The sequence below is a fragment of the Tepidanaerobacter acetatoxydans Re1 genome (assembly GCF_000328765.2).
GTDB classification, from domain to species: Bacteria; Bacillota; Thermosediminibacteria; order Thermosediminibacterales; family Tepidanaerobacteraceae; genus Tepidanaerobacter; species Tepidanaerobacter acetatoxydans.
In genome coordinates, this window is sequence record NC_019954.2 from 453,851 (window position 1) to 476,061 (window position 22,211).

23 protein-coding genes and 1 pseudogene are annotated in these 22,211 nt (G+C 39.1%); 23 read left to right on the top strand and 1 reads right to left on the bottom strand.

Annotation, left to right across the window (positions count from 1 at the left end):
- The first annotated feature begins 10 nt into the window (after nucleotides 1-10).
- The 15 genes from TEPIRE1_RS02085 to TEPIRE1_RS02155 all read left to right on the top strand — a co-directional run bounded on the left by TEPIRE1_RS02085 (nucleotide 11) and on the right by TEPIRE1_RS02155 (nucleotide 12,970).
- The gene (locus TEPIRE1_RS02085) at nucleotides 11-1,525 is read left to right on the top strand and encodes a 4Fe-4S binding protein (RefSeq protein ID WP_013777539.1); all 1,515 of its coding nucleotides are present in this window, start codon (nucleotides 11-13) and stop codon (nucleotides 1,523-1,525) included.
- Nucleotides 1,526-1,528: 3 nt separating this feature from the next.
- Nucleotides 1,529-2,359, top strand: coding sequence for a UPF0280 family protein (locus TEPIRE1_RS02090; protein ID WP_013777540.1), 831 nt, complete (start codon nucleotides 1,529-1,531; stop codon nucleotides 2,357-2,359).
- A gap of 221 nt (nucleotides 2,360-2,580) precedes the next feature.
- Nucleotides 2,581-3,348 (top strand): selenium cofactor biosynthesis protein YqeC, encoded by a 768-nt coding sequence (yqeC, locus tag TEPIRE1_RS02095; protein ID WP_015294905.1) that lies wholly within the window; start codon nucleotides 2,581-2,583, stop codon nucleotides 3,346-3,348.
- A complete protein-coding gene (locus TEPIRE1_RS02100; RefSeq protein WP_013777542.1) occupies nucleotides 3,348-3,926 on the top strand; it encodes a nucleotidyltransferase family protein in 579 nt (192 codons plus the stop codon). The genes yqeC and TEPIRE1_RS02100 overlap by 1 nt, the downstream gene beginning before the upstream one ends.
- 19 nt (nucleotides 3,927-3,945) lie before the next feature.
- Nucleotides 3,946-4,782: an XdhC family protein gene (locus TEPIRE1_RS02105; RefSeq protein ID WP_041591475.1), complete on the top strand. Its 837-nt coding sequence runs from the start codon at nucleotides 3,946-3,948 to the stop codon at nucleotides 4,780-4,782.
- Between the two features lie 2 nt (nucleotides 4,783-4,784).
- Nucleotides 4,785-5,588 carry a selenium-dependent molybdenum cofactor biosynthesis protein YqeB gene (gene yqeB, locus TEPIRE1_RS02110; RefSeq protein WP_013777544.1) on the top strand — a complete coding sequence of 268 codons (804 nt, stop codon included), beginning with the start codon at nucleotides 4,785-4,787 and terminating at the stop codon, nucleotides 5,586-5,588.
- Between the two features lie 15 nt (nucleotides 5,589-5,603).
- The gene (locus tag TEPIRE1_RS02115; RefSeq protein ID WP_013777545.1) at nucleotides 5,604-5,939 is read left to right on the top strand and encodes a winged helix-turn-helix domain-containing protein; all 336 of its coding nucleotides are present in this window, start codon (nucleotides 5,604-5,606) and stop codon (nucleotides 5,937-5,939) included.
- A 57-nt stretch (nucleotides 5,940-5,996) separates the two neighbouring features.
- Nucleotides 5,997-6,623: a nucleoside-triphosphatase gene (locus TEPIRE1_RS02120; protein ID WP_013777546.1), complete on the top strand. Its 627-nt coding sequence runs from the start codon at nucleotides 5,997-5,999 to the stop codon at nucleotides 6,621-6,623.
- A gap of 22 nt (nucleotides 6,624-6,645) precedes the next feature.
- Nucleotides 6,646-7,698, top strand: coding sequence for a FecCD family ABC transporter permease (locus TEPIRE1_RS02125; protein WP_013777547.1), 1,053 nt, complete (start codon nucleotides 6,646-6,648; stop codon nucleotides 7,696-7,698).
- Between the two features lie 2 nt (nucleotides 7,699-7,700).
- Nucleotides 7,701-8,483, top strand: coding sequence for an ABC transporter ATP-binding protein (locus TEPIRE1_RS02130; protein WP_013777548.1), 783 nt, complete (start codon nucleotides 7,701-7,703; stop codon nucleotides 8,481-8,483).
- Between the two features lie 50 nt (nucleotides 8,484-8,533).
- Nucleotides 8,534-9,655, top strand: a complete 1,122-nt coding sequence (locus TEPIRE1_RS02135) for an ABC transporter substrate-binding protein (protein WP_013777549.1) — start codon at nucleotides 8,534-8,536, stop codon at nucleotides 9,653-9,655.
- 188 nt (nucleotides 9,656-9,843) lie between these two features.
- A complete protein-coding gene (selD, locus tag TEPIRE1_RS02140; RefSeq protein WP_013777550.1) occupies nucleotides 9,844-10,869 on the top strand; it encodes a selenide, water dikinase SelD in 1,026 nt (341 codons plus the stop codon).
- Between the two features lie 108 nt (nucleotides 10,870-10,977).
- Entirely contained in the window at nucleotides 10,978-11,598 is a 621-nt protein-coding gene (yedF, locus tag TEPIRE1_RS02145) for a sulfurtransferase-like selenium metabolism protein YedF (RefSeq protein ID WP_013777551.1), read from the top strand.
- Complete coding sequence (locus tag TEPIRE1_RS02150) at nucleotides 11,595-12,737, top strand: aminotransferase class V-fold PLP-dependent enzyme (protein ID WP_013777552.1); 1,143 nt, start codon at nucleotides 11,595-11,597, stop codon at nucleotides 12,735-12,737. The genes yedF and TEPIRE1_RS02150 overlap by 4 nt, the downstream gene beginning before the upstream one ends.
- On the top strand, nucleotides 12,734-12,970 hold the full coding sequence (locus tag TEPIRE1_RS02155) for a DUF3343 domain-containing protein (RefSeq protein WP_013777553.1): 237 nt from the start codon (nucleotides 12,734-12,736) through the stop codon (nucleotides 12,968-12,970). Before TEPIRE1_RS02150 ends, TEPIRE1_RS02155 begins: the two co-directional genes overlap by 4 nt.
- Before the next feature lie 415 nt (nucleotides 12,971-13,385).
- Here the strand turns inward: TEPIRE1_RS02155 and TEPIRE1_RS14370 are convergent.
- Nucleotides 13,386-13,557 (bottom strand): annotated as a pseudogene (locus TEPIRE1_RS14370) (carboxymuconolactone decarboxylase family protein); the annotation flags it as partial.
- Between the two features lie 342 nt (nucleotides 13,558-13,899).
- Here TEPIRE1_RS14370 and TEPIRE1_RS02165 point away from each other — a divergent pair.
- The 8 genes from TEPIRE1_RS02165 to TEPIRE1_RS02200 all read left to right on the top strand — a co-directional run bounded on the left by TEPIRE1_RS02165 (nucleotide 13,900) and on the right by TEPIRE1_RS02200 (nucleotide 22,209).
- A complete protein-coding gene (locus TEPIRE1_RS02165; protein ID WP_013777554.1) occupies nucleotides 13,900-14,412 on the top strand; it encodes an L-2-amino-thiazoline-4-carboxylic acid hydrolase in 513 nt (170 codons plus the stop codon).
- Between the two features lie 291 nt (nucleotides 14,413-14,703).
- Nucleotides 14,704-15,666 carry a sugar-binding transcriptional regulator gene (locus tag TEPIRE1_RS02170; RefSeq protein ID WP_013777555.1) on the top strand — a complete coding sequence of 321 codons (963 nt, stop codon included), beginning with the start codon at nucleotides 14,704-14,706 and terminating at the stop codon, nucleotides 15,664-15,666.
- A gap of 26 nt (nucleotides 15,667-15,692) precedes the next feature.
- Nucleotides 15,693-16,358 (top strand): L-fuculose-phosphate aldolase, encoded by a 666-nt coding sequence (locus TEPIRE1_RS02175; RefSeq protein ID WP_013777556.1) that lies wholly within the window; start codon nucleotides 15,693-15,695, stop codon nucleotides 16,356-16,358.
- Between the two features lie 46 nt (nucleotides 16,359-16,404).
- The gene (locus TEPIRE1_RS02180; protein WP_013777557.1) at nucleotides 16,405-17,436 is read left to right on the top strand and encodes a 2-hydroxyacid dehydrogenase; all 1,032 of its coding nucleotides are present in this window, start codon (nucleotides 16,405-16,407) and stop codon (nucleotides 17,434-17,436) included.
- A gap of 32 nt (nucleotides 17,437-17,468) precedes the next feature.
- Entirely contained in the window at nucleotides 17,469-18,452 is a 984-nt protein-coding gene (locus TEPIRE1_RS02185) for a sugar phosphate isomerase/epimerase family protein (RefSeq protein ID WP_013777558.1), read from the top strand.
- 3 nt (nucleotides 18,453-18,455) lie between these two features.
- Nucleotides 18,456-19,514, top strand: a complete 1,059-nt coding sequence (locus TEPIRE1_RS02190) for an alcohol dehydrogenase catalytic domain-containing protein (RefSeq protein ID WP_013777559.1) — start codon at nucleotides 18,456-18,458, stop codon at nucleotides 19,512-19,514.
- Nucleotides 19,515-19,538: 24 nt separating this feature from the next.
- Nucleotides 19,539-20,729, top strand: a complete 1,191-nt coding sequence (locus TEPIRE1_RS02195) for a trans-sulfuration enzyme family protein (RefSeq protein ID WP_013777560.1) — start codon at nucleotides 19,539-19,541, stop codon at nucleotides 20,727-20,729.
- 4 nt (nucleotides 20,730-20,733) lie between these two features.
- Nucleotides 20,734-22,209 (top strand): FGGY-family carbohydrate kinase, encoded by a 1,476-nt coding sequence (locus tag TEPIRE1_RS02200; protein ID WP_013777561.1) that lies wholly within the window; start codon nucleotides 20,734-20,736, stop codon nucleotides 22,207-22,209.
- Nucleotides 22,210-22,211: the final 2 nt, after the last annotated feature.

Here is a 22,211-nt window from a genome sequence, read left to right on the forward strand (position 1 = left end):
TAAAGTGATTATGATTGTGATTGATTTGGAAAAATGCAGGGGCTGTAGTTTATGCGTTAAAAATTGCCCCCTTGAAGCAATCAAAGTTATTAACAAAAAGGCAAAAATAAATGATAATTGCGTTAATTGCGGAATTTGTTTCAGAGTCTGCACATTTGAAGCTATTAAAAGGACTGAAGAAAGGGCACCGGAGAATATTACATGTACCCACTGCCCTGTAAACTGTTCAATTCCACCGGAAAAAACCGGTGCGTGCAAGCGATATACTCATGTAAACGGAGAACTAATGAGAAATAGAAAGCTGGTAGTGGAAGCCATAACAGCCGAAACGGAGACAGCCAAGCTGCCTTATAAGCCGCTCATTACTGCTGTAGGCAGTGGTACCAACTACCCTTGTTCCTATCCAGCACCATATATTGTCAGTGAGTCTATTGATGGAGTTGATGTGATTACCGTAGTCACTGAAGCACCTCTTAGTTACAGTGGTGTCAAGGTTAAAATCGATACAAATCTTCACATTGGGGAAGAGGGGGCAAAAGTTCGACGGGATGGGAAGATTGTAGGAATGGTTACAACGGAGGAATATGGTTCTAAGATGCTGACTATTGGTGGTGCAAATCTCTTAAGCGGTAGCAATGATGGCTTTATAGTAGCCAGGACCATAGTAGACTTAGTTAATGGCCGCAGGGTTACATTAAAAGTGGATAAGGGAAGTACTATGGAAATTCAACATGGTTTTCCTCCAGTAATTGACGGTCAGGAAGAAAAACTGATGCGGGTAGGTTGTGGCAGTGCTACTGTAGGTATGTTTGCCAGGCAATTATCTAAGGTAGTAGACGAGGCGATAATTCTTGACTATCACATAATAGGGCTTTTATCGGAGCATATGGCTGGTAAGGCGGTAGGCATGGCTTATAGCGGTGTGGTTCCATACGGCCGCAAGAGTACCAACGGTAGATATTTTGGAAAACCGGGACACGGCTGGGGAGGAACGGAAATTACCGATCCAAGGGATGCCATAAAGTCCATAGATATGGGTATCGCCCGTCCTGGTATGAAAATATTGGTGACCGAAACTACAGGTCAGCAAGCTGCCCTTTTTGAGATACAAGAGGATGGTACTGTAAAATCTATAGAAATGCTCCCATCGGTGAGGGATGCAGTAAAGATCATTGCAGATACATGTGAGCGGTCAATGGTTTCGGTTATATATACCGGTGGTACTGGAGGAAGTGCCAGAGCCGGGGTGACTAATTTGCCCAAAGCACTTACCGATGCTATACATAGGGAAGAAATAAAATTAACTATCGCAGGAGCTCCAACTTTTGTGCTTCCCGGTGGTGGCATAAACTTTATGGTGGATGTTTCAAAAATGGTTCCCGAACCGTTAACTTGGGTGCCGACGCCAGCTACCGTTGCACCGGTGGAATACACTATGACTCGTGAAAAATACGAAGAAATCGGTGGCCATGTAAACCATGTTATGTCAAAACAAGAACTTCTCAAGAAACTGAAAGAGTCATAAAAAATGATGAACCAATTGGAGGACGGTCGAGTATTTCTTGAATATGGACCCATACGCATGTTAATGGATGTTTCAATTAAAGTACAAAGACAACCAGAACTGGCGTTTATGGTAGGCTTAGATGTTATTGAAGAGTTCAAAAGAGCTTGTGAATACATGTCTCTTATTAAAGGTCAAGATCGTGTAAGGGAGTCTGTACAAAACTATCCCATATCAGTACAAAAGATGCTAGCTGCAGTCAAGAGAGTAGGGGATGAAACCCTTACTCCTCTGGCGGCAGTAGCAGGTGCTTTTTCCGATATTGCCCTTGAAAAGGCACTTGCACTTGGAGCCGAAAGAGTCATTATAAACAACGGCGGAGATATTGCATTTAAAGATATAAGGGGAAATCCTATAAAGATAGGTATTCCTGTGTCAAAAAATTCTCCTACCCCCTTTTTAACCCTGATGATTTCCGATAAGAATGTGACTGGAATTTGTACCAGTGGGATAGGAGGTAGGAGTTTTACTAAAGGCATAGCTACTGCAGCGGTAGCTATAGCTGAAAATGCTACCTTGGCAGATGCTTGCGCTACATATCTTGGTAATGAGACTAATGTGGAAGACCCTGAAATAATTCGATGTTATGCAGAGGAGATAGATTCAGAGACTGACATACCCGGCCATCAAATCACACTGAAAGTAGGATGCCTAAGCAAGAAAAAGATATATAGTGCTTTGTTAAATGGTATGAAGGCTGCGGAGGATATATATGAACGACACATAATATGGGGTTCTATATTATGCATAGATAAAGAGATAGTAACTGTGCCATCGGAAATTAATATCTCTTGAAATACTGCATACTATTCATAATATAATGATTATTTACCGTATAACCTATTTTTATAATTGTACGGTCAACATCTAGTGCGTTTGATTATAATTAGAATAATGTAGAAATAATTGACTTTTGATAGTAGAATAAACAATAAGCGTAGAGTATGCTTTCTAATGATATAATTTACAAACGTGTCTTGTTCTTTTTATATAATCAAAAAATGTGGGGTAGCAATATGCTGCTTAATGCTTTAAACATAATTGAGAATAATGAAGTAATATCTCTAGTAGGGGCAGGAGGTAAAACCTCTTTCATGTATGCCTTAGCCCGTGAACTATCCTCATTGCAGAGGAGAGTCCTTATAACAACTACAACTCATCTCAAAAAACCTACGGGAAAAGCTTATGAACTAATGATTCTAGAAAATTGCCCCAAAAGAGCCGCCAATAAAATAAACCAAATATTTGATGCATCGAACGTGGCTTTTTGGGCAGATAACGAAGTGTCTGATGGAAAAATACGTGGGTTATCCATGGAAAGTATTGATATTATCGCCGATATGGGCATTGCCGATAATATACTAATAGAAGCTGACGGATCCAAAGGCTTGCCTATAAAAGCGCCTGCATATAATGAACCTGTTATCCCAAAGAAAACAACCATATTGATAGGTGTAATTGGGATTGATGCTCTAGGTCGCACTATAGATGACAAGACTGTACACCGGCCTGAATTTTTAAGCATGATATCAGGGAAACCTTTAGGTGGGATTATCGATGAGGCGGTGATACAAAACCTAATATTTTCTCCATATGGTCTGTTTAAAGGTGCTACAGAGCAAATGAAGAAAGTTGTTGTGATAAATAAAGTTGATAATAATCAAATATTAGACCTTGCAATAAAGTTGGCGGAATCCATAAAAAACGTAAGCAATATAGAGATTTTTCGCATTTTACTCACATCTTTTAATTGTGAAACTTCTAGAATCAAGGTGATTTTATAATGGGAGAATCATCAAAAGATAGTATAAAAATATGCGGTATTATTTTAGCGGCAGGGGAAGGGAAAAGGGCCGGTGGAGGCAAGTTGAGTAGGGATATTCAGGGAAAGCCCATGCTACAGTGCGTTGTTGAGATGGCAGTACAATCTAGTCTAGATGATGTCCTATTGGTCACTGGATATGAAAGAAATTTAGGTGAAAAAATAGCAAAGCGTGCTGGTATTAGATCCTACTATAATGCCGACTATCCATTGGGTATGAGCACATCGCTCAAGCTGGGGATATCTAAGGTGCCCCAAGGGATTTCTGCTGTTGTAATAATATTAGGAGATATGCCGTATATTCAAAGGGAAACCTTAGATTCTATTATTGATTTACATAAAACAACTAGGAGTAAGATAATCATCCCTGTCTACAATGGAAAGAAAGGCCATCCGGTTTTAATGGCTTGCACTTACAATGATGAAATATACAATATCTCAGGTGATAGGGGAGCACGGGAAATTATAAAAAAGCATATAGATGAAGTTATGTACTGGCAGGCCGATGATCCAGGTATATTAAAAGACATTGATTATTAATGATGATTATTATGAGGTGATGGTATTGGAAGGTTCTAAAGTAATAGAGAAGCTTGCTTGCATGATAGCTCAAAATGAACCTGCGGCACTAGTAACGGTAGTGGAATCTTCTGGTTCTACTCCCCGAGGGCCAGGAAGTATGATGTTAGTTGATAAAAAGGGTGTGCTTTTGGAAGGGACTATTGGCGGAGGAATTCTCGAAGAAAGGGCTAAAAGCGATGCGGCCGAATGTCTCAGGGTAAAGGAATCGAAACTTTTTTTCTATGAACTGGGTGCGGAAAATGAAAAATCATTGCCTATGATTTGTGGTGGAAATATTAGGTATTTTGTTAAAGTATTTCCCAAAAAAAAACGGCTTATAATTATAGGAGCCGGACATGTAGGGGAAAAACTATGTAAAATGGCTAATATTTTAGGATATACGATTATCGTTGTTGATGATCGGGAAAACCGTGCTACGAAGGAGAACTTTCCGGAAGCAAGTCAGCTTCTTGTGGGTGATATTCTGGAGAACTTGAGGAAAGTTTCTATCGATGAGAATACCTGCATAGTAATAGTAACACATGCTCATAAATATGATCAAGCTGTCCTGGAGGCTGTAATTGATTCAAATGCATTATATATAGGTATGATAGGGAGTGTTTCTAAAGTTAGGACATGTTTTGAGAATTTACGGGAAAAGGGTATATCCAATGAACTCATTGGTAAAGTTTACTCTCCTATAGGTTTAGATATAGGAGGTGAATCCCCTGAAGAAATAGCCCTTTCCATTATGGCTCAAATTCAGGCTATTACTTATAACAAGAGCGTGCCGCACATGAAGTATATTATGAAACAAAAAAATCAGGAGGGCTGAGCTTGCAAGATTTGGTGGTTTTAATAAAGGGTGCCGGCGAAATGGCGTCTGCTGTAGCGCACAGACTATACCGATCGGGATTTCAAATTATTATGACCGAAGTGGAAAAACCCTTGATGGTACGAAGGCATGTATCTTTCGGAAATTGCATATTTGAAGGCAATTGGCAGGTAGAAGGTGTGGAATCAAAGCAGGTCAGAGATTTAAAAGAAATCCGGGATGCTTTAGCAGGAAGAAAAATACCAGTATTAATCGATGAAAAATGTGAAATTTCTCGAGCTTTAAGTCCAAATGTAATAGTCGATGCAATCCTAGCCAAAAAAAACACTGGTACAACTATAAAAGATGCACAGGTGGTAATTGGATTAGGGCCGGGTTTTGAAGCAGGCAAAGATGTCCATGCAGTGATTGAGACCATGCGGGGACACGATCTGGGACGAGTGATTCTAAAGGGAGCCGCACAGAAAAATACAGGTACTCCGGGCCCAATTCAGGGTATTACAGATGATCGAGTATTGCGGGCACCTAGAGCGGGAGTGGTTAAAAATATTCTAGATATAGGGAGCCTTGTAAAAAAAGGTGACATCATAGGTAGTGTAGCAGATCGACCGGTTTTTGCAAAAATTGATGGGGTGTTGAGAGGATTAATTTATGATGGTTTAACCGTTATAGCAGGGCAAAAAATTGGGGATATAGATCCACGGGGACAGATAGATTACTGTAATACCATAAGTGATAAAGGCAGAACTATTTCCGGAGGAGTATTGGAAGCTATACTGTTTCTTTTAAATGATGTAAATCCGTAAGAGGTGGAGAAAAAGTTGAAACTGGTTTATAAGATATGGATCGAGGGGAAGACCAAGGCCTTTGGTGAAGGGCCCCATATGCTTTTAAAGAAAGTTGAACAACTAGGTTCTTTAAATAAAGCGGCCCAAGATATGAATATGTCTTATAGTAAAGCTTGGTCTATAATAAAAAGAGCTGAAAGGGAATTAGGTATTAAGCTTATCGAAAGCAATACAGGGGGTGCTGGTGGTGGCGGTTCATGCCTTACATCTCAAGCCAAGACCCTGTTAAACCAATATGACGAATTTTGCAGTGAAGCTGGGGAAATACTTACAAAACTATATAATAAATATTTTAGTGAGTTGCTTTAGAGCATTTTTTAATGAAAGCGTTATTCGAACATAAATACAACGCTAAGGAGACTTGCTATGGGATACAAGAATTTGCTACTGCAAGGCGATATCGGCATAGGTAAATCTATAATTATAATGGATTCAATAATACCTTATATCGACTTTGTCGGAGGTTATTATACTCAAAGGATATTGAAAAATAAACAAAAGGTAGGTTTCTTGATAAATCCCATAGAGAGTGTAAAAACCTATGGTTTGAATCGGGATATCAAAGACATAAAGCCGGAAGGAAGACAGCGGCTATTTATATATAAAAACCCCAATGGGACTTGGTCTTTTGATAACGAAGTCTTTACATACTTTAGCATAAAATATTTATCAAAGGGTCTGCAGCAGCGTAAAAAACTGCTTATAGCTGATGAACTTGGAGGTATGGAGTTTCAAAGGGATGATTTCCTTCAGGAGGTAGTAAAAATTTTCCTAAGCGATGTGCCTGTTTTAGGTGTATTAAAATCCCATAGCAATTTTCAAAAACTAAAAAAGACCACTCTTTTAAAAACAACCTATAAAAACGTGGAGCAATTCAAAAGCTTGGTAAGCCAAAAGACTCAAATAATTCTGTTAACTCCAGGGGCGAATAACAATGAAGTTGTGTCACAGGTGCAGGCATTTGTGAAAAAATCTATCACAGCAGTAAATTAATTAAACGGAAGGAAAGACATCTATGGATATAAAAATCAATGAAGTCAATAATAAAAACCTCATCTCAATAAGGCATACACATATCAAAAATAAATTTACATTTCTCACCATAATATTTGCTGTAGTCTTTATAATATCTTTTACAGTAGGTCGGTATCCTTTGACAATAAAACAGCTTTTGGATTTTCTTATACTTAGATTTTTCCATGTTTCCAAAGAAGTACCTGATGTAGTCGAGACCGTTATAATGAATCTGAGGCTTCCTCGAATTTTAGCAGCAGTTTTGGTAGGGTCATCTCTGGCAGCTTCAGGCGCAGCTTATCAAGGTATTTTTAAAAATCCTCTGGCTTCGCCGGATGTTTTAGGGGCTTCAGCCGGTTCGGCCTTTGGGGCAAGTCTTGCCATTTATTTTTCATTTAGCCATTACGGAATACAGCTTTCAGCTTTTATCTTTGGAATAATTTCGGTGTTGTTGGCCTTTATCATAAGCCAAAGGATTCGCACCGATTCGGCGGTGGCATTGGTTCTAACCGGCATGCTTGTAAGCACACTCTTTTCATCGGCAATATCCCTTATAAAATATGTGGCTGATCCTTTTGATAAGCTTCCCACCATAACCTTTTGGCTAATGGGAAGCCTATCAGGTATGAGCATGCGTAGTGTAAAATTTGCGTGTATTCCCATATTCATAAGTTTAACGGTGCTTTGCCTATTGCGTTGGCAAATAAGTGTGCTGTCACTGGGAGATGAAGAGGCTAAAGCCCTTGGAGTCAATACACAACGTCTGCGGCTGATTGTTATCATTTGCTCCACTGTTCTTACGGCAACATCCGTATGTATAAGCGGTGTTATCGGTTGGATAGGGCTGGTGATACCAAATTTAGCGCGATTACTTGTTGGCTCTAATTATATGCATCTTCTTCCTGCAACCATAGTCATGGGCGGTACTTTTTTGCTGGGAGTGGATTGTGTTTCTCGGGGCCTTTTTCCTGTGGAAGTGCCATTGGGAATACTTACGGCCTTTATAGGTGCTCCCTTCTTTTTAATACTATTATACAAGGGTTGGAGGGAATAAAAGTGAAGTTGGACCTAAACGAAGTTGCAGTTGGGTATAAGGGTATAGCGGTTTTAAAGGATGTATCCTTTACCTTAAACACCGGAGAAGTTTTATGTATATTGGGTCCTAACGGCTCGGGCAAGACCACGCTTTTTAAGACAATCATGAAACTTAAACCGCCTTTGTCCGGTGTTATTTCCATTGACGGCTGTGATATCTCAAAATGGCCTTATGACAAAATCGCCACTTATATCGGATATATTCCTCAAAACTATAGTACAGTTTTTCCATATACAGCCTTAGAAATGGTACTTATGGGAAGAACTCCCGGACTTAGCATATGGTCAGTACCTAAAGCGGAGGATATACAAATTGCATTGGACTCTATGAAAGCATTAAGCATACTTCATTTAAAGGATAAAATCTTTACAAAAATAAGCGGTGGAGAAAGACAACTGGTTTTAATAGCGCGGGCAATAGCTCAACAGACAAAACTTCTGATTATGGATGAGCCAACTAATAACTTAGACTTTGGAAATCAAGTTTTAATACTAAACCAAATAAAAAAGCTTTCCCAAAAAGGCATAGCGGTCATTATGGCTACTCATGTTCCGGAACACGCCTTTTTGTATGCTGATAAAGTACTTATGGTCAAAGACGGGTATGTTTTAGCATATGGCAAAAGCAAAGAAATCCTATCCGAAGAGAATCTCAAAAAACTATATGGTGTAAATTTAAAACTAATGCCGGTTGCAAGTGAATGTTATCCTAGTTTTAAAGTGTGTATTCCAGGAGTTGTTTAGGTTAGTGGTAAGCAAATTGAGATTATAATAAAAAAAGGAGAGATGAATAAATGATTTTAAGAAAAAGAACAACTGTTAAAATACTCAGTATTACTTTATTAGCGGTGATTTTATTATCATTAGCTACAGGGTGTACCAATAATCCTCAAGGGACAGCCGAGATACCTCAACAACCAGAGCCAGAAGTAAATGAAAATGTGATTACAGATATGGCCGGCAGAGAAGTAATCCTACCCGAGAAAACAGAAAAGATATTTTCCTTAAGCCCCGTAGGGACCATCATGCTATACACCTTGTGTCCGGAAAAACTTTTGGGTTGGAACTACGAATTAAGCGAAATGGAGAAATATTATATACTTCCACAGTATAAAGATTTGCCAAATCTGGGCGGAGCCGGTAAAAACCCCCCAAATGCTGAAGAAATATTAAAGCTAAAACCTGACATAATTGTTTATGTTACCGATATAAATGAAACAAACATATCTACGGCGGAGCAGTTTCAAAATGAGCTGAATATTCCTGTGGTAGTCCTTGATGGAGATATAGAAAAAACTGCAGATACATATGCCTTGTTGGGGAAAATTATCGGAGATGAAGCCACAGCGGAAAATTTATGTGCTTATATAAAAGAAACGATACAAGAGATTCAGGACAAAGCAAAATCAATATCTGAAGATAAAAAGGTAAGGGTTTATTATGCTGAAGGGAATGATGGCCTGGAGACTGATCCCAGGGGTTCGGGGCATGTGCAAGTCTTAGATATGGTAGGTGGGATAAATGTTGCGGAGGTTTCAAAAATAGAAGGCTCCGGCCGACTTAAGGTCTCTTTGGAACAGCTTTTGAACTGGAATCCGGATTTGATAATTGCATGGGCTGATGATCGAGGAGGGTATTACTCAAACATTTTTAAAGATGAAAATTGGAGCGGACTTAATGCGGTGAAAAATGGTGAAGTTTATGAAATACCCAATTTTCCTTTTAGCTGGTTTGACCGCCCGCCATCTGTAAATCGAATTTTAGGTCTAAAATGGCTAGGCAATCTTTTGTATCCTGAGGTATTTGATTATGATATAAAGAAAGAAGTGAAGTATTTTTACGAACAATTTTACCATTATCAACTGACGGAGGAAGAGCTGGCAAAACTGGTTGATACTTCTACAAGAAGGCAATAAATCAAAAAATACCAAATTTATCGTTTTATTTATGACAGATGAATAATTTAAACTTATAAGATAGAGAGAAACATAAAGGGATAGTAGTGGATTATAGAAAGTTTCAAGAATATATGTGAAATAGATCTTATTGAGTGTTGACGTTCCATATATAAATAAGTCTAAGCTGGGAAAAGGTGGTGTGCAGTGTGCATGATGAAATTGTGTTTTGCAAAGGTGGAGGTTGCACAGCTAAACTGGGGCCGGGAATTTTAGCTTCAGTGCTTGAGAAGTTGCCTAAGGCTACTACAGATTCTAATTTGCTGGTGGGTTTTGACAGCTCTGACGATGCAGCAGTATACCAATTGACACCTGATTTAGCAGTTGTTCAGACTCTGGATTTTTTTCCACCAATGGTAGATGACCCTTATACTTTTGGACAAATTGCAGCAACTAATGCACTTTCTGATATCTATGCAATGGGCGGAGAAGTTAAGACGGCTCTAAATATTGTCTGTTTCCCTGAAAATATGGATCTGAATGTTTTAGGGGAAATTATGCTTGGGGGCAATGAAAAAGTTCAAGAGGCTGGAGGAGTCTTGGTGGGGGGACATTCCATTGCAGACATTGACGTGAAATATGGCCTTTCTGTAATGGGTATTATTCACCCAGATAAGATTTATAGGAACAATTCTTGTCAAGAGGGTGATCAGCTACTCTTGACAAAGCCTCTGGGTGTAGGCATTGTATGTACTGCCCAGCGAGTAGGTAAAAGTTCTAATGAAGCTATGGATATTGCAATTCGCTCCATGATAACACTTAATAAATATGCAGCAGAAATAATCAAAAGGTATCAAGTACATGCGTGTACAGATGTGACAGGTTTTGGCTTTTTAGGTCATCTTCAGGAGATGTTAGGATATGATTTTGGAGCAGAGATTGATAGTTTACAAGTACCACATATTCCGGAATCATTACACTATGCAAATGAGTTTTTCCTCACAGCAGCAGCTCAGAGGAATCGCAATCACGTAGGAAATAGGGTAGATTTTAGGCATATTCCGTTTGCAATGGAAGAGGTACTTTTTGATCCACAGACATCTGGTGGACTACTAGTAAGTCTGCCGCCTGAAGATGCAAAACTTGCTTTAAAAGAGATTCAATCGTTGGGATTGCCTTGTGGATTGGTCGGAGAAGTTACACGAAAAGATGATAAGCGAATCATTGTAAGATAAGCAATATGGAAGTGTAATGGGTTTGCCGGGCATGCCTAGCATAGGAAATAAAACCATTTTTACATTACTGTTTGTGCTGCTAGTAGTTGCGGCGGAATGGAGGTTAATATGAAACAAATTATTGATGCTAGAGGGAAAGCTTGTCCAATACCTGTTGTAGAGACAAAGAAAGTATTGGAAACACTTCATGAGGGTGATACCATGGAGGTGATTGTAGATAATTTTATTGCTGTACAGAATCTAAGCAAGATGGCTGAGCAAAAGAAGTTACCTATTGCTTCAAAAAAAATCAATGAAAATAACTACCTTGTGACGATAACAGTGATTGGCGCTTCAAAAAATGAAACGGTAGAAACTGCAGAAAAAACTGTTTGTTTACTAGATAATAGATTAGCTGAGACAGTTATAGTAATTTCGTCAGATAAAATGGGAGAAGGAGATGAAAAATTAGGCCATATACTCATGAAAGGGTTTATCTACGCATTGACCGAACAGGATAAGCTGCCTGAGACAATTCTATTATATAATCGTGGAGCATACTTGTCTGTAGAGGGATCAGATTCTCTGGCAGACTTGAAACTTTTAGAATCCCAAGGCGTAGAGATCTTAACTTGCGGAACATGTCTAAATCATTATAGTTTGACTGAAAAATTAGGAGTAGGTTCTGCCACAAATATGTATGCTATAGTGGAAAAACAGTTGCAGGCAAGGAAGGTTGTGAAAGTATGATTTACTTAGATCATGCAGCAACTTCTTTTCACAAGCCGCCAGAGGTTGCAGAAGCAGTTTATCGTGCTCTGCAAGGAACCGGTAACAGCGGACGCGGTGCACATGGCGCTTCATTGGATGCAAGCCGAGTGATTTATCGCGCCAGAGAGGCTATATCTGGTATGTTTAATTTAGGGGATCCTTCTCGGGTGGTGTTTACTAGTAATGCTACCGAGAGTCTAAATATTGCTATTCAAGGTCTTCTCAGACCGGGAGACCACTGCATAACCACGGCTATTGAGCATAACAGCGTGTTAAGGCCACTTTATCTGATGGAGGAGCGTGGCGTTAAACTGACAATTATTCCTGCAGATAAAAAGGGGAATATTGATGTATCTCAGATAGAATCAGCAGTTCAGGCAGAAACGAAAGCAGTAGTTTTAACTCACGCTTCAAATGTAACAGGGAATGTCCTGGACATTGAAGCGATAGGTAAGATATGTAGCAAGCATGGTATTTTATTTATATTAGATGCTTCTCAAAGTGCAGGCTTAATTCCTATAGATATGCAAAACATTAACATATCAGCACTTTGTTGTTCAGGACATAAAAACCTTCTTGGACCTCAAGGCACTGGAGTGCTGTGCCTTGCCAAGGAAGTTTTTCCTACACCTCTTAAACTTGGCGGAACAGGGATTGACAGTTTTTCACATACAATGCCAAAATTCCTGCCAGAAACCCTTGAAGCAGGTACATTAAACATTCATGGATTAGCGGGACTTTTAGCGGCCTGTGATTACTTGAACAAATATGGGCAGTTAAGGATTTTTAAAGAATCCATTGGATATGCAAAGCTGTTTATAGAGGGTGTCAAAGATATACCCGGAGTCACCTTGTATGGTGATTTTGAGTCTGAGTTAAGGACTCCGGTTGTTGCACTTAATATAAGAGACATTGATTCAAAAGAAATAGCAGATGAACTTTTCCAGCGTTTTAGAATTGCAACCAGGGCAGGTGTACATTGTGCCCCGGGCGTCCACAGAACCTTTGGAACTGAAGACCAAGGCATGGTGCGTTTTAGTTTTTCACATTTCAACACCAGAAATGAGGTAAATGAAGCAATAGATGCCTTGAAGATTCTGGAGGAGGAAAGCCGATGAGACCAAAGAAATTGCAATGTGTTGTGACATTTCAAACAACCACGGAAGCCATGACATTTGAGAAAGTTGCCAAAGCGGCAGGTCTTAGCGGTCGTATTATTCCATTACCAAGAGCTATTGCAGCTGGATGTGGTCTGGCGTGGAAAGAAGATCCAAAATACAGAGTCTTACTTGAAAGGCTTATTAATGAACATAATCTTGTATATAATAAAATCTATGAGCTAGTGATTTAAGTTAAAGTGTGTTAGGGTCAAATTTTGACTTTTGAACCAAAAATCAGATAAAAATGGCCTGAACCCCAACAAATTGGACATACCTTATAAACCAATTCGTACTCTTCGTGAATACACTCGTTATCATTCAAAACTTGTTTCTTGTAAAAGTAGTGGAAAAAATAGATTCCAAATATATCCGTGGCATAGGTTAAGCTTAAATAAAGTAAAATTTTTTGAGACCTATGTAGGCCTTTAGTAAGTGTACCCTTTTTTACTATATTCCAGATTGTTTTTTACGCTAATATCCTCTGTCAATATGAAAAATCGGATTGGCATTAGGTGCTACAGATGAGCAATACCGAGAGTAAGAAAAGACACTGATTGTTTGTTCAGTGTCTTTTCTTGCATTAAAAACCATTATCAAAATTTACAATTACTTTTTAAAATCCGGTTCAAATTCATCAATTGAAACCTTGAGCAATGATACGCTATAGGCCATTGAAGGGCCGCCGCCAAAAGCCACGGCTACCATTGCAGTTTCCGCGAGTAGCACTTGCTACAAGTGCTTTATAAACATGGCAAGTGATGCAATATTTACAGCGGTTTTATTAGTAATAAAGGCTACGCATTCATCTAAGTCAAACAATCTATTATCAGCCCCTTCTGGTTTAAGAACCTTCAAAGCACAATCATATTATTGTTTTAAGTGGAAAGAAATGCTCCCATATAAGCCTTAGATATGATTATCTATTTTTATGTAAGATTATGATAATGGGAGGAAACCTTAACTTTAGAGTATATATTTAATCGGGATAGGCTTAGAGCTCTATATAAATCTTATATATTAAAATTGACAGTAGTTATTTTGAATGATATTATTAAAATAAGTTTTACAAATGTAATGCTACGTTACATTTGTAAAATTAACCAATTGAAGGAGGTTCTTCATGTCTAAGATAAATAACATAGCAAAGAATGTAAACGATGACAAAATACAAGCTTTACGCGATGCTTTCGGTCATCGTGCAATGTGGTTGTATTACCTTTTGGACGAAGTAAAAAAAACCGGGTGTGAAAACTGGAAAGATATTGGGTATAAGGCAACATTTCGCTGTGGATGCTTTCATGGTGAACATTTTAAGACATTAATCAATGGAACCACTCTGAAAGATTTTGAAACTGAGTTTGCAGAGCCAAACGGAAACGGAAGAAAAATCTTCGAAATGGAAGAGATTCTCAAAACAGATAACGAGTATTATTTGGATTTTCACTACTGTCCGCTTGTTGAAGCATGGCAGAAATTGGGTTGTACTGACGAAGAAATTGAAGTGTTATGCGATATAGCCATGAATGGTGATCGCGGGATTGCAAGCGTTTTCAACGATTTCGAATTTACCTTGGGGAAAACCATTGCACAGGGGCATAATTGTTGTGAAATAAGGTTTAACAAGAAAAAATAGTTCTTATTAAACCTGTCAATAAACGGTTAGGGCATCAGACTGTTGCAAGTTTATATCCTAATGACTGAGGAAGGCTTGGCCGATAATTGTCGGTACAAACTTGACGAAGTACTAACATCCTTAATTCATCCTGACGCCTGTTTATATCTTTAATTTGTATAGCTTTAACCGATATGCTCAATACAGAATTTTTCTTCTTGTCGGCATTTTGCTAGGATTTATGTGAGTTTTTCTAACAAAATCAAAATATTGTTAATCTTGATTTAAGGGGGTATGAATGGGGTGGATGAAATGGAGGATATCAATAAAAGGAATTTAATAAAGATTGCACACTGGTATTATAACGAAGGAATGACACAGGAAGAAATTGCAATCAAGTTGAATTGTACACGTCAAAAGATTAATAAGATCATTAATTCACTGGTAGATATGGGTGTAGTAACAATTAGCATCAACGGCATGGACGATGATAAATATGTGAGATTGGAAAACGCATTAGAAAAGGAGTTTTCAGTCAGCCAGATTGTAATTGCAGATATCGACCATTGTCCAAATCAAATGCTTAGACAGCTCGGGAAAAAGGCTGCTTATTGGTTAGATGAGTTCATAAAGAATAAACAGGTTGTTGGTATTTCGTGGGGTGAAGCCTTAAGTGCAACAGTTTCCAATATGCGTGTGCAAAACAAAAGTTCTTGCAATGTAGTGCAGTTGGTTGGCGGAATGGATATTGACCATAATCTTCGAATGATTAAACCGGATGAGCTTACCCGCCTACTTGCGCATAAACTGTCATGCAACCATACACTGCTTTATGCACCGGCCGTAATGGAAAGTAATACGGCTAGAGAGGTTATTATAAATGATATTACTGTTCGTAAAGTGTTTGAAATGATATCCAAATGTGATGTGGCCATTGTAGGTATAGGCCAACTCAGTGCTGAATCCACTGCTGCTAAATTGGGATATCTGTCTGAAGATGACCTTAAAACATATGAGGATGAAGGATATGTAGGGGAAATCGCATTTAATCCTTTTAAACAGGATGGACAGTGGCAAAAATCTGCTCATCATAGTAAGGTGATAGGCATAGATGCAGTTATGCTGGAAAAAATTCCATATGTTGTTGCAGTAGCCGGTGGAATAGATAAAATCAATGCAGTTCTGGGAGCACTTAAAACAGGTTGTATCGATGTGCTGATAACTGACAGTATTTTAGCTAAGGGGCTTGCAGATCGAATTGGACTATCTTATTAAGTGTATTTTGCGAGAGGGGCAATGACATGATTTTACAGAAAAAAAGAGAAGAATTAATTGAATACGGAATAAAGATGCTTGATAACAATCTTACCGTAGGTACAGGTGGAAACTTAAGTATCTGTGATAGAGCATCAGGAATGATGGCAATTACTCCAAGCGGTATTGAATATCATGAAATTAAGCCGGAAAACATTGCCATAATTGAAGTTGAAACTGGGAAAATGGTGGATGGAGATAAAGTGCCGTCAAGCGAGCGTGATATGCACCGCATTTTTTATAAGTATAGAACGGACTTGGATGCCATTATCCATACACATACAACGTTTGCGGCTACGATATCCTGCTTGAATCAGCCACTACCAGCAGTTCATTATCTGGTTGCATTTGCCGGTGAAGATGTTCGCTGTGCCGAATATGCTACCTACGGAACAGTTCAACTTGCAAAAAATGCTTTTGAGGCAATGAAAGGCCGTAAAGCAGTATTGCTAGCTAATCACGGTTTGTTAGCTGGAGGTGCAAGTTTGGCAGAAGCCTATGCAGTAACAGAACAAATAGAATTCTGCTGTGAGCTGTATTATCGTGCAAAATCAATTGGTGAGCCGGTTATTCTTCCATCGGAAGAAATGGTTAGGATGATTGAGCGATTTAAAGGCTATGGGAAAACAATAGAGGATCACCAGGAAATATAGATAATAAAAATAAACAGAGTCGAATTCAACTTAGGAGAGGTAATGTATGAAGGCTTTAGTTACAGCAGAGGTTAATTCTGACATCATAAAAGAGCTGGAAAATTTAATTGATATTACTTATGAGGGTTGGGAAAAGGAATACCGAGTTTTAACCGAAGAAGAAATGATTTCTTATTCAAGGGATAAAGATATTATTATTACTAGCTATGATCCAATTACAAAAGAAGTCATAGGTCAGTGCCCCAATCTAAAACTGATTGTGTGCACCCGTTCAAATCCGGTGAACATAGATATTAAATATGCCAGAGAAAAAAATATTAAGATCAGCTACGCACCTGGACGAAACTCCGATTGCACAGCGGAATTTACCGTAGCATTAATGTTAGCTGTAACTCGCAAGATTCCTATGGCCTATAAAGCACTGAAAGACGGTAAGCATGTCGGGTTAAAGGAAAAACAGCAGACAATTAAAGCGGGATTAAGAAGAGATGTGACATGGGATTTAAATGATAAATCTCCCTATGTTATGTTTAAAGGTACGCAATTGAAGGGAAAAACAGTAGGAATTATAGGTTATGGAAGTATTGGAAGAAGGGTGGCAAATATTTGCAGAGCATTTGGGATGAATGTTCTGATAAATGATCCGTTTTTCAAAAATACCGATGAAATCACTGGTGTCACATTTGTATCTTTCGATGAGTTGTTAAAACAAGCAGATATAGTTTCAGTCCACTGTAAGGATTGTGAGGAAACGCAAAATCTGATCAATGCTCGGGCGTTTGAATTAATGAAAAAAACAGCATTTTTAATTAACACTTCAAGAGGGGCATTGGTAGATGAGCAGGCTCTGATTGACGCGCTGGCCAGTAAAAGAATAGCCGGAGCAGCATTAGATGTATTTAGTAGTGAACCAATTGCAGCAGATCATCCTTTCATCACGGAACTTGATAATGTGGTAATTACGCCTCATCTGGCGGGTGCTACATATGATGCAATAGATAACCATACACATCAATTGGTGGAAGATGTGAAACTGTTTTTAGAAGGAAAGCCTTTAAAGTATGAATATAAATCGTAATAAAGTAAACATAGTTTAAAAGGAGAAATTAAATGTTTGCAAATATTAGTGCAGGCGCATGGGTCTATGGAACATGCAGTGACCGATATGTAAGTGATGGATATAAAGATAAGATGGACTTTGTTTCCCGAGTTGAACGTTTGTCAAATATTGAGGAAGTTAAAGGTATTGAGATTACCTATCCATTTGACATAAACGAAGAAAACTATGATCATTATAAAACCTTGTTGGAAGAGAAAAGCTTAACCATTTCCTGTATTGGTGTTGAGCTTGTATGTGATAGAAAGTGGAAGACCGGTTCCTTCTGTTCTCCACATAAGGAAGTTCGTGAGGAGACTATCAAGCTTGTAAAAAAAGCCATGGATTTTGCCAATCAAATTGGCGTAGAAATTGTAAATTTATGGCTTGGGCAGGACGGGTTTGATTATTTAATGCAGACAAATTACGTGGATGCGTGGAAATTCCTGATAGAAGGCCTGAGGGAATGTGCCAATCATAATACAAAGGTTAAACTGGGTTTAGAGTATAAAGCCAGTGAACCCCGTCTTAACTGCTTTTTAAATTCCGGCGGTAAAGCTTTAGCTGTTGCCCAGGCAACAGGCTGCAGCAATGTAGGTGTAACTTTGGATATTGGGCATGCTCTAAATGCCAAAGAAAACCCGGCAGAAATTGCAAGCATTTTAATGGCCGAAAACAAGCTGTTTCATCTGCACTTTAATGATAACTACTTTATAGCTGATGATGATATGCCTGTAGGCAGTGTACACTTCTTACATTTTGTGGAATTAATCTATTGGCTGAAAAAACTAGGATATTCAGGTTGGTATTCTCTTGACCTTTATCCATATAGGGATGATCCTGACGAAGCCTGTAAAACATCCATTCATTTTATTAGAATGATCGAAAAGATGGTGGAAAAGAAACTAAAGGATTTAGATTTTCATGAAATGGCAGAAACTGCAGCAAGCAAAAATATGTGTAATTTATTTACTAAAATGTTTGATATGGGGGAGTAACGGATGAAAGCTGCTGTTTGGCATGGCTACAAAGATGTAAGAATAGAAGACGTTCCTGAACCGAAACTGAGCCCAGATTGCGTGAAAATTAAGGTTTACTGGGCAGGCATATGCGGTACAGATCGCCATGAGTATGTTGGCCCAAATTTTATTCCTACAGAAAAGCCCCATCGATTAACTCAGCGAACAGCTCCATTAATAATTGGGCATGAGTTTACAGGAATCATCGTAGAGGTAGGGGGAAATGTTACTGGATGGAAAGTGGGAGACCGGGTTACTGCAAATGGAAGTTTAACCTGTAAAAGCTGTGAAATGTGCAAAACAGGACGGTACAACATTTGCTCAAAACTGGGATTTCTAGGTGTAGGCGATGATGGAGCATTTGCCGAATATGTCACTGTAGAGGCTGATAGGCTGTTCCGTATTCCGGATAATGTTACACTTAGACAAGGCCTACTGGCTGAGCCCATCGCTTGTGGCATACATTCTACAAATCTTATAAATGACGTTCAAGGTAAGGATGTCGTTGTCATTGGTCCCGGTATTATTGGATTAGGATGCTTTTTCGCGGCAACTCTCAAGGGCGCATCAAAAGTTTTGGTTGCGGGAATAGGTGATAATCGGGAGGCGTTAATTCGCCGTTATAATGGCGATTATGTTGATACCCAAAAGACAGATTTGGCTGAGTATGTTAAAAACTGGTCTAATGGTAAAATGGCAGATATTGTTTACGAGTGTGTTGGAGTTCAACAAACATTAAACAATGCAATAAGCATCTCAAAACCTGGAGCAAAAATAATGGTAATGGGTGTTTTTGGCCAGAAACCGCTGATTTCCATGAATGATTTACAGGAGGGCGAGCGGGTGCTGATGACATCACAAGCCCATTTAAATGAGATAGAAACTGCATTGGAGTACTTTTCTAAAGGAAAAATTGATGCAGATGAACTAATTACAAGAGAAGTAACACTTGATACTCTTGTAGAGGACGGGTTTGAAGAGCTTTTGAAAAACGCTTCTAAACATATTAAGGTCGCTATTAAGATTGTAGATACAAAATAAAATTTATAATGGAGGCTAATCATAATGAGTTCAAATGAGCATAAATTTGCTACAAAAGCCGTTCATGCAGGTCAACATGGAGATCCTGTAACAGGCGCAGTAGTTTCACCCATGTTTATGACAAGCACATATGAGTATACACCTGAGAAAATGGCACGCTATCTGGCGGGCGATAAAAAGGGCATCTTCACATATGGGCGTTCAAGGAACCCGACCCAAAATGAACTGCAGAATAAGATCTGTGCACTATCAGGTGGAGAGGCAGCGCTGGTTACTGCCTCTGGAATGTCGGCAATTTCACTGGCACTGCTTAGCTGTGTTCACTCCGGTGATCATGTAATCAGCTGCAGTACGGTTTATAGTGGCACTTACAACTTGTTCACCAAAATATTTGAAGAGCTAAATATTGAGGTAACATTCCTTGAGGAAATGACAGAGGAAGCATTAGAGAAAGCTCTAAAGCCAAATACAAAAGTACTGTATGCAGAAAGTGTATATAACCCAACCCTAGTTGTATCTGATTTGAAGTTTATTGCAGAATGGGCAAAATCCAAAGGCGTTATTTCAATGATCGATAACACCTTTATGTCACCATATTTACTTAGACCGCTGGAGTATGGAATTGATGTTGTGGTACACAGTACAACTAAATACTTGAACGGACATGGAGATTTAATCGGTGGTGTCATTATCAGTAACAAGGATTTTATTGAGAACATTAGAAGCTCTATCTATCAGGAGTTGGGGCCCACTCCCAGTCCATTTAGCTGTTGGCTGATGCTCAGAGGCATGAAAACCCTTCATATTAGGATGAGAGAGCATTGTAGTAATGCCATGACGATTGCCAAGTGGCTTGAGAAACAGGATAAGATTGAGAAAGTCATATATCCCGGGCTGGAGAGCCACCCACAGCACGAACTGGCAAAAAAGCAGTTCGGAGCTAAAGGATACGGTGGGATGGTATCTTTTGTGGTCAAAGGCGGAATGGAAGGAGCTACACGTTTCATCAGTAATATTAAACTTGCAAAGTATTGTGTGAGCTTAGGAGATTTGGATACCATGATTCAACAGCCTGCCACCATGACCCATGGAAAGATATCGCCGACAGAAAGAGAACGCATGGGAATTCCCGATGGAATGATAAGACTTTCGGTGGGAATTGAAGATTCCGAAGATATCATTCATGATTTAGAACAAGCCCTGGAGAGTGTATAATCTCATGAAAAAAGTGTTTTTGGTGATAGATTCCGGCACTACGAAGATTAAAGCTGCTTTAATTGCATCTAACGGTATGCAGGTCGATATGGTCAGTGAGTATATCACCACACACTCCCCGTTAACAGGTGCCAGCGAAATGGATATGAATGAGGTGTGGCAAACAGTTTGTAAAGCTGTTGGCCGTTTGCATCAAAACAATCAATCTGTCTGGAACAACATAGTTGGAGTTGGGGTAACCGCTCAGGGCGATGGTGCATGGTTGGTTGATAAAGATGGAAATCCGGTTTGTAATGCCATTTTGTGGAATGATACCAGAGCGAAAGCCATGGTGGATTTGGACTATGATGCCATTAATAAAATGTGTTCCGGATACTGCACCACTCCACTTTTTGCTGGCGCGGCCCCGATAATTCTTAAATGGATGAAAGCAAATCATCCTGATAAATATAAAAAAATACACATGGTGCTGCACTGTAAGGACTGGATTAATTTTAAGATGACCGGACAGTTGTCAACTGATTGGACTGATGCATCTACATCGCTGACTGATATCTTTACTAATAAATATGTATACGAAATACTTGATGCACTGGATATAGCAGAAACCAAAGGTAAGTTTCCGCCGATATTATCTCCTGCTGATGTTGTTGGCCGGATTACTCCTCAAGCGATGAAACAGCTTTATGTGAAAGCCGGTACGCCGGTAATAGCCGGTGTCTTGGACGTAATTGCTGTTGCAGTAGGCTGTAATGTAACGGAATCCGGTGAAAAAGGAAGCATATTAGGCACAACTTTATGCAACTATGTTGCTCTTGACCGGCAGGATGTCAAAAATGATTATTCTGTTGGGAGTATTCTCTGTCATATAAAAAAAGGGAAATATATTCGATTAATGGCTGCATTGAGTGGGGCATCAACGTTGGATTGGGTGCGAAAAGAGATATTAAATAAGGAAAACTATGCGGATATTGAACTGAAGGTTGGCAAAATCCCCATAGGAAGCCAAGGCGTTTTTTATCATCCTTATATTTTTGGAGAGAGAGCTCCATTTCGCAATGATTTTGCCTGCGGCGGGTTTTATGGAATAACCGCATCACATACAAAATATCATTTGGCACGAGCAGCTTATGAAGGGCTTGCCCTCTCTATGTACGATTGCTACAATCATTTACCTCAGGGCAAGAATGGTATCAATGTGGCGGGAGGTGCTTCTCAAAGCGATATGCTTTGCCAAATTATAAGTGACTGCTTAGGGCAACCTGTCATTCGAAAAAACAGTAAGGAACTAGGTATTACAGGTATAGGGGAAATGATGAGAACAGCATGGGGATTTAGCGAAATCACAAATATAAGTGACGAGGATAATATTTGCTTCAAGCCCAACTATGCAAATCACAAAAAATACAAGCAGTTATACAGAACATTCACCAATCTCCAGCAATATATTGCTCCATTTTGGGAAGAGAGAATGATATGAAG

Excerpts from the sequence above, each read along its gene's own strand:
- TEPIRE1_RS02135 (WP_013777549.1), top strand. The coding sequence starts at position 8,534 with ATGATTTTAAGAAAAAGAACAACTGTTAAAATACTCAGTATTACTTTA.
- TEPIRE1_RS02180 (WP_013777557.1), top strand. The coding sequence starts at position 16,405 with ATGAAGGCTTTAGTTACAGCAGAGGTTAATTCTGACATCATAAAAGAG.
- TEPIRE1_RS02190 (WP_013777559.1), top strand. The coding sequence starts at position 18,456 with ATGAAAGCTGCTGTTTGGCATGGCTACAAAGATGTAAGAATAGAAGAC.
- TEPIRE1_RS02195 (WP_013777560.1), top strand. The coding sequence starts at position 19,539 with ATGAGTTCAAATGAGCATAAATTTGCTACAAAAGCCGTTCATGCAGGT.
- TEPIRE1_RS02100 (WP_013777542.1), top strand. The coding sequence starts at position 3,348 with ATGGGAGAATCATCAAAAGATAGTATAAAAATATGCGGTATTATTTTA.
- TEPIRE1_RS02155 (WP_013777553.1), top strand. The coding sequence starts at position 12,734 with ATGAGACCAAAGAAATTGCAATGTGTTGTGACATTTCAAACAACCACG.
- TEPIRE1_RS02105 (WP_041591475.1), top strand. The coding sequence starts at position 3,946 with ATGGTATTGGAAGGTTCTAAAGTAATAGAGAAGCTTGCTTGCATGATA.
- TEPIRE1_RS02090 (WP_013777540.1), top strand. The coding sequence starts at position 1,529 with ATGATGAACCAATTGGAGGACGGTCGAGTATTTCTTGAATATGGACCC.
- TEPIRE1_RS02165 (WP_013777554.1), top strand. The coding sequence starts at position 13,900 with ATGTCTAAGATAAATAACATAGCAAAGAATGTAAACGATGACAAAATA.
- TEPIRE1_RS02200 (WP_013777561.1), top strand. The coding sequence starts at position 20,734 with ATGAAAAAAGTGTTTTTGGTGATAGATTCCGGCACTACGAAGATTAAA.
- TEPIRE1_RS02150 (WP_013777552.1), top strand. The coding sequence starts at position 11,595 with ATGATTTACTTAGATCATGCAGCAACTTCTTTTCACAAGCCGCCAGAG.
- TEPIRE1_RS02175 (WP_013777556.1), top strand. The coding sequence starts at position 15,693 with ATGATTTTACAGAAAAAAAGAGAAGAATTAATTGAATACGGAATAAAG.
- TEPIRE1_RS02170 (WP_013777555.1), top strand. The coding sequence starts at position 14,704 with ATGGAGGATATCAATAAAAGGAATTTAATAAAGATTGCACACTGGTAT.
- TEPIRE1_RS02185 (WP_013777558.1), top strand. The coding sequence starts at position 17,469 with ATGTTTGCAAATATTAGTGCAGGCGCATGGGTCTATGGAACATGCAGT.
- yedF (WP_013777551.1), top strand. The coding sequence starts at position 10,978 with ATGAAACAAATTATTGATGCTAGAGGGAAAGCTTGTCCAATACCTGTT.
- TEPIRE1_RS02085 (WP_013777539.1), top strand. The coding sequence starts at position 11 with ATGATTGTGATTGATTTGGAAAAATGCAGGGGCTGTAGTTTATGCGTT.
- TEPIRE1_RS02120 (WP_013777546.1), top strand. The coding sequence starts at position 5,997 with ATGGGATACAAGAATTTGCTACTGCAAGGCGATATCGGCATAGGTAAA.
- TEPIRE1_RS02125 (WP_013777547.1), top strand. The coding sequence starts at position 6,646 with ATGGATATAAAAATCAATGAAGTCAATAATAAAAACCTCATCTCAATA.
- yqeC (WP_015294905.1), top strand. The coding sequence starts at position 2,581 with ATGCTGCTTAATGCTTTAAACATAATTGAGAATAATGAAGTAATATCT.